Annotated in this window: 7 protein-coding genes; 6 read left to right on the top strand and 1 reads right to left on the bottom strand. The window is 48.0% G+C overall.

The window, feature by feature from the left end:
• Positions 1–587 precede the first annotated feature (587 nt).
• The 4 genes from FC82_RS10860 (at position 588) to FC82_RS10845 (ending at position 6945) form a co-directional block, all read left to right on the top strand.
• Positions 588–3242 carry a KxYKxGKxW signal peptide domain-containing protein gene (locus FC82_RS10860; RefSeq protein WP_162260945.1) on the top strand — a complete coding sequence of 885 codons (2655 nt, stop codon included), beginning with the start codon at positions 588–590 and terminating at the stop codon, positions 3240–3242.
• A gap of 266 nt (positions 3243–3508) precedes the next feature.
• Positions 3509–4246 (top strand): C40 family peptidase, encoded by a 738-nt coding sequence (locus FC82_RS10855; RefSeq protein ID WP_235809223.1) that lies wholly within the window; start codon positions 3509–3511, stop codon positions 4244–4246.
• 30 nt (positions 4247–4276) lie between these two features.
• A complete protein-coding gene (locus tag FC82_RS10850) occupies positions 4277–5422 on the top strand; it encodes a GH25 family lysozyme (protein WP_054762758.1) in 1146 nt (381 codons plus the stop codon).
• A gap of 191 nt (positions 5423–5613) precedes the next feature.
• Positions 5614–6945, top strand: coding sequence for an MATE family efflux transporter (locus FC82_RS10845; RefSeq protein WP_056997000.1), 1332 nt, complete (start codon positions 5614–5616; stop codon positions 6943–6945).
• A 68-nt stretch (positions 6946–7013) separates the two neighbouring features.
• Here FC82_RS10845 and FC82_RS10840 read toward each other — a convergent pair whose 3' ends face one another.
• Complete coding sequence (locus FC82_RS10840; RefSeq protein ID WP_056996999.1) at positions 7014–9080, bottom strand: alkaline phosphatase family protein; 2067 nt, start codon at positions 9078–9080, stop codon at positions 7014–7016.
• A gap of 663 nt (positions 9081–9743) precedes the next feature.
• Here FC82_RS10840 and FC82_RS10835 point away from each other — a divergent pair.
• Complete coding sequence (locus tag FC82_RS10835) at positions 9744–10691, top strand: LysR family transcriptional regulator (protein ID WP_056996998.1); 948 nt, start codon at positions 9744–9746, stop codon at positions 10689–10691.
• A gap of 185 nt (positions 10692–10876) precedes the next feature.
• Entirely contained in the window at positions 10877–11452 is a 576-nt protein-coding gene (locus FC82_RS10830; protein ID WP_235809222.1) for an ABC transporter permease, read from the top strand.
• Positions 11453–11561 lie beyond the last annotated feature (109 nt).

Raw genomic sequence — 11561 nt, 5'->3', positions numbered from 1 at the left:
AGACCAATCATTGGAATAGGTCATTAACTGTTGCACTTGATTTGACACTTCGGGATAAAAAAACAAATCCACATAATGCAATAAATTATATAATAGTGACAAAATAACTCGCTAAACAATGTGGAGCTGTTTAGCGAGCAGGGAACAAATAGGTGTACTATCAACGTTTCTGGGGGAGTGATAGTACGGAAAAATACATGGTGATTGTAGGCAATCACCACATTCTCACTGTAACATGGTTATTGTAAAATTACGCCCGACAATGTGTCTCATTTTGTCTGTAAACCCACTCGCAACGGCATTTTTCGACGAAATGAGACAGATTGTCGCAAAATTAGACCAATTTATTTATTTTTGGTTTTCGGTGGATTGTTTCCTAAGAAGCATTCACTACTTTGGGGGGTCAGGACACCGTACTTTTTATGGACATTGGCCAGTTCTACTATTTTTAATTGATTTTGTTTCAATAATAATCAGTGTCATATTATTGGGCTTGCCCAACAAAATTTGAATGTTTGTTAGTAGTAGAAGTAGTGTAAACTAATAGTGGGTGAATGGAAAAGGTTTATCTAATGGCGGAATTAAATATGAACTACACTGAGCGCAAAATTTCGCACTTTAAAATGTATAAAGTTAAGAAGCAGTGGCTCTTTACTGGAATGGGGTTTCTAGCAATGTCTGGCACACTGTTATTTGGCAGCGTTTCCGTAAAAGCTGATACCACGCAATCAACGGGAAGCAGTGTGACCACAACTCAGGTGGGGGTAACGACAAGTGACGATGCTTTGAACCAAACGACAACTGAGCCGAACGGTACGAAGTCAGATAACAAATTGCAAACAACGGGTACCGATAAGGAAGGTACACAAGTGCCTGATGATACTGCAAATTCAATCGGTTCTGCAGAACCGGGATCAACGGATGATGCAGTTGTTTCAAATCCTGCTACAGATACGGCATCGAAAACTGATGAGACAGCAGAGACCACGCCAACTGTTTCGACACCCACAACAGCCGGCACTATGCAGCGCCGAGTAATGCTTAGAAAGCAAGCCGCTGTTAAGCAAGCCGCCCCGACCGCGGCGACTGATATACCCGATGGTGATGCGGATTCTGCAACCAATGCTAAACAGGACTACCTAGACTATGCAACCGGTGAGTATGCGACAGCCATGACAAATTACCAAACACAGTCAGATGCGATTAATACGCAGATTGCGGCATACCAGGCTAGCAAAGATGCATATGATTCAGCGCTAGCTGACTATCAAAACGAGCTTGCTTCGTTCGAGCAGGACACGACTAGCGATAAAACTGACCAGAAAACCCAATTATCGCAGACATACACAGTGCTTGAGAATCAGTATCAACAGCTTCAGACACAATTGGCCACGATCAACACTGCAGTTACAGTGGCAAATGCGGCTTATGATGAGGCGTATGCAACGTTGCAGACAAAGTATGAAGCGTTGCCACAAAGTGTGCAAAATGCGGGGACTGAAATCAAAAATTACAATGAAGCGGTGAGTGATCAAGCCGCTAGTTTAGTAGCGGAGGCCACTACTAAAGCATATGTAACGGCACTTTCAAAAGATCCGACAACGGTGTCCACCACGGTAAATGAAGCGGACAGCATCGCCAAAAACGCGACTGAAAAGATTATAGCCACTTCAGATACTACGAGTGATGGTTCGGTTACAGCAACACTATTTGGTAAAACCTATACGGATACTAACGGTGACGGTCAGATCACTTATGAAGATGACGTCATTCCAATTGTCATCAGCGATTTGAAGGCCGATTTATCGAGTATTACAGATGGCAATTTGACCTCGGTGAAGGGTTCATACCCTGAAATCGTTGTATTGTTCAACTATTTAAAACAGGTTGCCGATACGAGTTTGCCATATGAAACGACAGATGGCACTGTTGGCCGAGTTGAATCAGGCGAGGCTAACAACGGGTCAAATGTGCTGAGTCAATATGGGTCAAAGATGGCAAGCAGCTTTAGTTCGAATTATGCCAGTGAGTTATTAAGTACGATTGACGGAACCAAGGCACAGTTGGAAGCAACGCTTAAGAATATTTATGGTGAAACCGGTAACACGTTTGATGAGGCTAGTTTTAATCAAACCTTTGATGATACGCTTAAACAAGTTGCCATTCAAATTTACACGGATCAAACCGATGCCATTATTAGTATGGCTGAGAATTTAAAATCGAGTTTCGATAATGCGGATGCAGCAGATGACTCACTTTGGCAGACAAACACACTATACGTGGCGCCAACCAAGTTAGCACAACAACTTCAAGATGCAATTGATACGGCTAAGCAAAACGCCGATACCGGATTAGCTGCACTTAAAACAATGCCGGCATCCGATGATTTCTTATCACTTGCTTATTCGACTGGGGATGCTGCCGATGGGTTGGACACGAACGCAACGATTAACGGTATCTGGACTGGGTTATATGATACTATTGACTGGTTTGGGACGACTGTATCCCCGTTGATGAAAAATCTAGTGTCAATATCAGACCCAAACAGTATCAAGGATAAGGATGGCAACGTCACTTTTTCGGCTGATTTTGTCGCCCAACATGCTGTTGTATTTGACGCAGCCACTGCGTTGGCGAACACCGTCACCCAGCTGGTTGTGAAATCGGGTGAGATTACAAATGATTTGCAAGGCGTTTTAACAGATCTATTAACAGTTTCAGGTGATTTTGCCGTGACACAACCTGAAAAAACTCAGCTCTTCACAACTATAACGGATGAACCCGAGGCACCAAGTGTGGTGAAGTCAGCTGATCTTGTTTATAGGGATGATACAGACCAGCTCACGACACCCACAGCCTCAACGACCGCTCAGGACGACCAAACAGGGTCTGCGTTTCTTACGGTTACGAGCGGTTCCGGCGACCAACCAACAACGGACAAGACATCAGCGCCAGCGGCTGCGGATAATCGTGACGCACCGACGCATGATGCAGCTGCCGCGACGCTTGCCGCTAAGGGCTCGATGACAGTCGCCACAACTGGGATGGTCAACAGGGCTACGCAAACAAAGGCGCTTCTTCAGACCGGCAAAAGCACTGCGGAAACGATACCTCAGAAACAAGCAGCCAAAACGTTGCCGCAAACCAATGAGCATCAGGCAACTACTTGGACACTTCTGGGGCTTGTATTACTAAGCTTCTTGAGCGCGCTGGGGATGACAAGCAAACGGCGTCAACACTAACTTAACAAATTGATTTCGAAGGCCAACCGCGAGGAAACAATAGTTGCGGTTGGCTTTTTTGTGTCTAATGCCAATAACGGCACCGATTCTGTAACCGAATGCTTAAGAAAATGAAACATTTTTCATCACTGTTACAATAACTTAACTACTATATGTCACGTAAGTAATCTGACACAAAGGTTTAAAAATGATGATATTTTCCAATAACTGTGACGACTCATTTTGAGCGTACGCTTAGAGGTGAATCAAATGAGGAGGAAATCATTGTGAGAGGAAACCATCATCGACTATTCAAACTCGCGTTGCTGGCGCTGATCGGGATGGGCTTTGGAATCGTCGCCCATCAGACAACTGCCCAGGCGGACACCTATGTGAAGGAGAGCAGCATGACCCCGAAAACATACGTGCGGAAGAGCTCGGCAGGTGCCATGTACAACTTAAGTATCAGCAGCACCACCGTGTCGTTTAGCAGTAAAACACACTACTTAAAAAATTATGCCAGCACGACTTGGGAAGCCACTAAAAAACTCTATGATAAAAAATCCAACGGCTCGACCTATCTCTACTATTACATCACCAATAAGTCCGGCACCGTTAGCGGTTGGATCTGGCACGGCTATCTGAAAGCTGGCGCAACCTATGCAACGTTGTACGGCTACGCTAAAAAAGAATTAGGCAAGCCATACAGTTATGGTGGCAACGGCCCGTCGTCCTTTGACTGTTCGGGGCTGACCAAGTACGTTTATGCGAAGGCTGCTGACAAAACGTTGCCCCGGACAGCTCAGTCGCAATATAACACCTACAGTCACGTGTCGAGTTCTAAATTGGAAAAGGGCGACCTTGCGTTCTTTGGCGGCAGTACGTCAAGCATCACCCACGTCGGCATTTACATCGGCGACGGCATGATGCTTGATGCGCAGGACTATGGTGTGATCACGGAAGCGATTCATGTTTCCTGGTGGCACGTAGTCGGGTATGCTCGGCCGACGACGTTAGTGCAGTAATGTGAAACGATAATGAGGGGAGCTGATCATATGGTAGCGATAATTGAAAAAAAGCGGCGAAAATTTCGGTGGTTCTGGATCGGTTTGGCGGCAATGAGCGTACTGTCGGGACTGGCTACCAGCGCAAAACCCGCAAAGGCGGCCGTTGGCACATCGATTCCCGACCTGTCTGAATGGCAAGGTGCGCTGACGGCCACCGAGGTCAAGAATCTCAAAAAGACCGTTCCGTTTGTGATTCTGCGGGTGCAGTACGGCAGTGATTATAAGGATAAGGACTTTGCAACCAGCGCAGCGTTGTGCAAGAAGTACGGCCTTAAATATGGGGTCTACTCCTTTAGCCAGTATTCCAGCACAGCGGATGCGAAGACGGAGGCCAAGGATCTATACAGTCGGGCGCCTGACGCGAAGTTCTACGTGAACGATTACGAAGACCAGACAGTGACCAGCGGGACCACCAATAGCGCGACAGCTGCTTGGTACACGGCTCTGCGTGCGAAGGCACCGCATAAACGAATTCTGTTTTACTCCTACAACAGTTTCGCGACCGAATACGCGAATACAGCAATGAAAAACTACGATGGCTACTGGCTGGCAGCCTATCAATCAACTGAACCTACAACCGCGCACGTGCTTTGGCAATACACGGATGATTGGCACTCAACAGCGCTAGGCCAATATGTCGATGCCAGCAAGAAGCACGGCAAAAATGAGAGTTGGTTCCTGTCTTCTCGGGCCATTAGCTACAACAAGACAGTGACTGCATCGAAGGCGGGCTACTCAATTTGGCGCAGCCTGATGTTCACATCATCAAAGGGCAAGACCAAGTTGGGCACCGATTACACGGCAAAGTATTATTACGATCACTATAATGGTCGAACGTATTACTCGCTGTATAACAAGAACGGTACCTGGGTCGGGTACGTCAATAAGAATGCACTGACAACGTTGACGGCGAAGGCTTATGCCCACACCGCAACCTTTACTAAGAGCGGTTACCGTCTCTGGAGCAGCTTGATGTTCAAGACGGTCAAACACACCTCAACGTCACTGATGAACAAGTCATACACCATTAAATACCGCTATGTTTGCGGCAACGGCACGACCTACTATTCTGTTTACGATGGCAGTACATGGATGGGTTACGTCAATGCACACGCAATGACCGTTTCGGATTAGAAATGGGGCTACCTATAAAAACGAAAAAAGTATCTCGGTTGTTTTTTAACGGGATACTTTTTTTGTCTTTACATCGCCCACTGTTTATTGGAAGATAGACCTATTGGTTATCGGCAAGTCCCTTGGACGAGCGACCAGATGACAGTAAGTTTGTGTGCCGCGTTGGCCACAAGTGTTCAGGAGGCAGTATTTTGGATCAACTCTTTGAAAAAGCACCTGTCCGCAAGGTGTACATGCAGTTAGCGTTGCCCGTTGTGATGGGGATGCTGGCCAGCATGGTCTATAATTTGGCGGATACATTCTTCGTTGCAAAAACGGGCAACGCCAATCTAGTAGCTGGTATCTCGCTTGGCGCACCGCTCTTTTCGTTCTTACTGGCCGTTGGTGATATTTTTGGCCTTGGCGGCAGTGCGGTTATTTCCCAGATGCTGGGGCGACAAGATAAAAAGTCGGCTGCCGGTCTTGCCAGTTATTGTTTTTACGCGTCAATCATTGTCAGCTTAGTGCTAACGGTGCTAATGCTTGGTTTTAAAAGACCTATTTTGCACTTGTTGGGCACCACACCCGCTACTTACCAGTACGCAGCAGGATTTTACAACATGTTGATTGGCGGTTCAGTATTCATCGTGGTGTCACTGGTACCTGGAAACATTATTCGAACTGAAGGACTGGCGAAACAGTCGATGATCGCGACGATTTTTGGGACAGTCCTCACCATCGTGCTTGACCCGATTTTTCTGTTCGTGTGCCACTGGGGCGCAACCGGTGTCGGTCTTGCGAACGTTATCGGCTACGTATTGAACACCAGCTTGCTGGTCTACTTTATGCAAAAACGGGCTAAGGTGCTGACACTGGCTTGGTCGCAGGCACACGCGACCCGAAAAACACTACTGGCGACCGTCAGTATAGGTATTCCGGCAAGTCTGACGAATTTTATGGCTAGTTTTGGCACGATGCTGCTGAACAATTACCTGGCCAGATATGGGGCTGACGCCGTGGCAGCCATGGGCATTGCCAACAAAATCTACATGATGATCATGCTGGTGATGGTCGGGTTTGCGTTTGGCGCTCAACCGCTGATCGGGTACAATTACGGTTCGGGAAACCGCAAAAGGCTGAACGCAATCCTGCGTTTTGACTATGAAGTACTGATTGGGTACTCGCTGGTTCTAGGAGTCATTTTGATGATTTTGGCACCGCATCTGGTCGCACTTTTCATGAATCAGGCAACCATCGTCAGCATGGGAACGCTGATGTTGCGGGCACTGCTTGCAACCACGCCGTTGATGGGCGCCATTTTGGTCTTTACGACGGTCTTCCAGTCGTTTACGAAACCGATAAGTGCGCTGATTATGGCTGTGGCACGGCAAGGCGTTATTTTCGCGGTGGTTATCATCTTTTTGAGCAAGGCTGCTGGTTTCAACGGCGTTGTTTGGAGCCAGGCGGTCAGTGATTGCTTGACATTCTTAATTGGCGTGGTGCTCTTTTATCGGGCCATGCATGCGCGTCGGAAAACCGCATAATAAAAACCGCATCCCTGAACTGACTGGGAATGCGGTTTTTATTAGGTTATTTTTGAACAATCATTCTATTATGCTTCCGGTGCCAAAATTTGGTAAATTGGTGCACCCTCAGCCTGAGCTGGCATTCGAACACCCATTAACGTTGCAATGGTTGGTGTCACATCGACTTGACGGATGACACGCTCGGTTGTGAAGTCGTTCTTTACGCCCTTACCAGACGCGATGAAGACGGGCAGGGTGGAGGTACCAAAGTAGCCTTCAGCAGTGGTCAGACCATCCCCGTGCAGGCGGTTGAACCCTTCCTCAACGGTGAAGAAGATGTCCCCGCATTCCGGTCCACTGACACCAAGAATGGCAGCGTCCTTATTACGCATGGCAATGCCGACGACCCGCTTACCCGTTACTGGGTCCCTGTAGTTGTACAGGTCAGAAATGATCTTATCTTCCAGTTCGTACTGGTCCTTAGGATCTACGATGCCGTGAGCATCACGGCCCTTGAGATTGACATAGATGTAGTTACTGCGGATCTGAACTGCGGTGGTCTTCTCCCAGTCAACTTCGTCAATATCGTTACCGTTTTCGTCCTTCTTCAATGTGGTGTAACCGAGGTCTTCCATGACCTTGACGTTTAAGCCACCATATTCACCGAGAATTGGCGGCACGTTTTGGCCAACCAGTAGCCCGTGATCCGAAACGACAAAGATGGTGTAGCCTTCATCAAGGAAGTGGAGGAACCGGCCAAGGTATTCGTCAGTTTGGATGTAGACACGTTCGATGAATGATTGATAGACTTTTTCATCAGTGGATTTCCATGGGTACAACGTTTTGGCTAAGTGCCACAGTTGGTGCCCGGCACAGTCAACGTTGTGCAGATGGCTGAAGACAGCATCAAAGTGGTCGTGTTGAATCAGGTATTCGATGCAGTCAGCTTGCCATTGGCAATAGATATCCCACGATGGTAAGAAAATCTGGTCAACGAGTTCAGCGTCCTCGCCACCGATCAAACTAACGGGTGGGACTGGGCCGACATTTTTGACGATTTCCTGATAGAGGGCCTTCGGCTGCCATAACATGTCGTTTGTGGTGTCCAGCGCGTTGCTCATCCATAAGCGCAACGTTTGGCCGTCATCGCTTAATTCAAGAATCTTGTATGATCTGCAGCAGGGTTTTGTAATGCCGTTCTTAGTCGCGTCATCAATGACACCGGAAACCATCTCACCCTTGGGAATCGTCACAAAACTGTCGTTGGCATCTTTGGTATGATGCAGCGTCACCGTGTCGTATTTACCGGCAGCGTTCTTGGTGATCAGGCCGTAACGAACTTCCTTACCAGCTGAGATCATGAGTTCAAACTGCAATGCTTCAGCAGGGGCATTTTGCCAGTCATCGGCTGGTTTGATTGGGGTCATGATGATGTCGTATGCCACCTTAGCGCCAATCATCATTTCGGTATCCTCAAGTGACTTCACGTAGGTTCGGATTTCGCCGCCCTTACGTGATTCGTCGCCCCACCAGATCTCCATCATTTCATCTTCGTCATCAGCGTCTTCGTTGAGTTTCTTTGATGAAACCACTTCTTTCAAATTGGTGATGTTGCAGCCGACACCAGTGGCTTTTTCGGTGTGGGCAATAAACTTCGCTTTGTCCAGATCACCGGAACCGTAGATGATTTTTTCCCAGTCCATTTGAGCAACGCCCATGTTCACGGAACCGGGTTGGGTCCCGTCAACCACGCTTAACAGCGGATCAGTTGAGGTTGCGGGCCATGAACAGCCGGGCCAGTGCCAAACAAGGGTCTTGAGCTTATCTTCAATTGTACAGTTCCAGATCTGTTCGGCCTTACAATTACGCGAATCCATGTTGTATACGACGGCATCCAGACTATCGGGTGATTGACGCCAGTAATCGGTGATCCCATGGGTACCAGGGTAGGCGCCGGTCGCTAACGTGGTCCAACATGGCGGGGTGATGGTTGGGTGTGCCCCAAGCATTTCTAAGCCAGAGCGGGATGACCCGGCCTCCAGAAATTTTTTGATATGGGGTAATTTACCCTCTTCGACCATTCGGTGGGTCGTTTTAGCATCCATGCCATCGATCCCGAGCACGATCATTTTTTTCGTACGAGCAGTTGTCATAAATAATTAGCCTCCAGTAGTTATGGAAATAAGTCTGAGCTGACAGCGTCAATTGTGGACATTGCCGCTTAGTAAACTGATTTCATGATAGGGAGGTTGATTGTGGTTTGGTACCCCCTGCGTTTCGATAAGGGGTATCGAAAAAAACGTTGACTAAATGGCAGCTAAAGCCTGTAGCACGGGGCGATTCGAAATAATCGATAGGTAAAAAAGGTTAAGAAAATATGGCGATTTTTTAAATGCGAAACGGCTTCAATAACGAAAACGTATCGGTGCACAACCCTTAATTACAGCGATTCTATTGGTTATGAGCCACAATCCTTTATGTGTTTGATAGTTATTGCGTATGCTAAAAACATTGTAATTGGGTGGGCTTATCGGTATCTTTTAAGTCATGCGAAACAGTCTGATACCCGCAGGCACGGGATTCAGCAGCAGGTTGACTAAGGGAAGCTTCAAAAAATGGGTTGAAAAGGGACGACGAATCAGGGTGCTAGAACCTGGTTCATCATTAAAATAATGGTCACTATCAAAGGTGGTACGTTATTTGCGTCCCGAAAGAAAATAATCACGTATTCGGGCGTGTCAGGGGTGCTGTTATCAAGACAGCAAACTGGCACGCTTTTCTGTTCCTTTATTACCTATAAAACGGAGTGTGATCAAATGAAACTGGAACAACTTTACCTATTAAGTGAAGCCGTGAAATGTGCTTCAATCTCTGGTGCTGCTAAGAAGCACTATATGGCGCAGTCCTCTATCAGCCACGCTATCAGCAGTTTAGAAAAAGAACTGCAGACACCGTTGCTGAACCGTAACTGTACCGGTGTTGCGCCAACCGCAACGGGTCGCGCCATTTTAAAGGAGGCCCAGGTCATCTTTAAGAGCGTGCATAACATTGAACAGATTGCCGAGGCCCAGCGCGGGCACGTCCAGGTGGCCTTTGCCTGTCTACCGTGTCTCAACGATTGGTTGGTGCCGACAACGCTATGTCGTTTACGTAAAACATCGCCCGAGGTGGCCGTTAGTACAACGGCGGATAACAGCGGGACCATTATCGACCAAGTCACGTCAGAAACCGTACCATTCGGCATCGTCATTCAAGACGCGGACACCGGTCAACATAAGGGTATCACCTACCAACCGCTGTTTCAGGATCAGTACGTGCTCTACGTCGGCAAAAAATCACCGCTGTACGGGCGTGAAATGATCACTTACGCGGATGTGTTGAAGCAGCCCTACATTGCGTACCGGGACGAATTTCAAAAACGCAACGGGGGATTGACCGCTATGATTGCTCAGCAGCGCCGACCCAACGTCCAATTTCGTACCGATAGCCTGGAAGTGATGAAACACTTGATTGCCAGCGATGAATACGTGGCCTTTTTCCCACGCTACATGTCCCAGGAGGACGCGTATTTGAAATCCGGCGCGATTCAGCGCTTAACGGTGGTTGACCAGCCGCTGACGTTCACGGTCAGTGTGGTCCGCCGACGTCAGGTCACGCTATCCACCCAGGAAGAAGGGTTTATCGAAAATCTTGATCATGTGATCAAAGCAGCCAAGCTTAATTCGGCTGACTTAAAGGAAGGTGCCTCATTATCACTAAATTAAAACACCACTATTTACTGAGTGTTTCTACTGCTGTCATTGTCATTATTCTCTGGTTCGCCTTTACGTGGAACGGTCAGATCTCCAGCCTGATCATCCCGTCACCACAAAAGGTCTGGGCGACGTTCCTCGATTTACTGCAAAACGGTTACAAGGGGTACACCCTTTGGCAACACTTGTGGGCAACCTTGCAACGCCTGTTCATTGCGTACTTCTGGGCGGTCGTCGTGGGGATTCCGCTTGGCTTATTGAGCGGTTATTCGCCACGGGTGAAAGCCATTTTTGAACCAGTTATCACGTTCCTGCGTCCGTTACCGCCATTAGGGTATTACACAATCATCATTCTTTGGATGGGAACGGGTAACTTTTCCAAGATCATCTTGCTGTTTCTGGGAGCCTTTGCGCCGATTTACGTCTCATGTGCGGCCGGTGTCAGCCGAGTCCGCGGTGACTACATTTCGCGTGCACAGACCCTTGGGGCAAACAAGTTTCAGGTCTTTGCCCACGTCATTTTTCCGGCGTCGTTACCCGATGTCTTCGTCGGTCTGCGAAACGCCATGAGTGTCGCGTATGCCACCTCAGTCGCCGCTGAAATGGTCGCGGCTGGTTCCGGAATTGGCTGGATGGTGCTGGATGCTAGTGAGTATCTGCGCAGCGATGTCGTGTTTGTCGGCATCATTATTATGGGTATTACTGGAATCTTACTGGATGCCATCTTATTATTCTTAGAGCGCAAGTTGGTGTTCTGGGAGGGAAAGGCCTAGAGTGTGGAAGCAGGCGGTTAAGGGCCAGAGTTGCTTACACAGTAGCCGCTTGCCTGGACCGTGCCCCCATACTTGGACGAATTGCTACGCTGCTTTTCGAACCACTTCT

Source organism: Secundilactobacillus collinoides DSM 20515 = JCM 1123 (assembly GCF_001435975.1).
Lineage (GTDB): Bacteria > Bacillota > Bacilli > Lactobacillales > Lactobacillaceae > Secundilactobacillus > Secundilactobacillus collinoides.
This window is presented reverse-complemented; position numbering and strand designations above follow the sequence as displayed.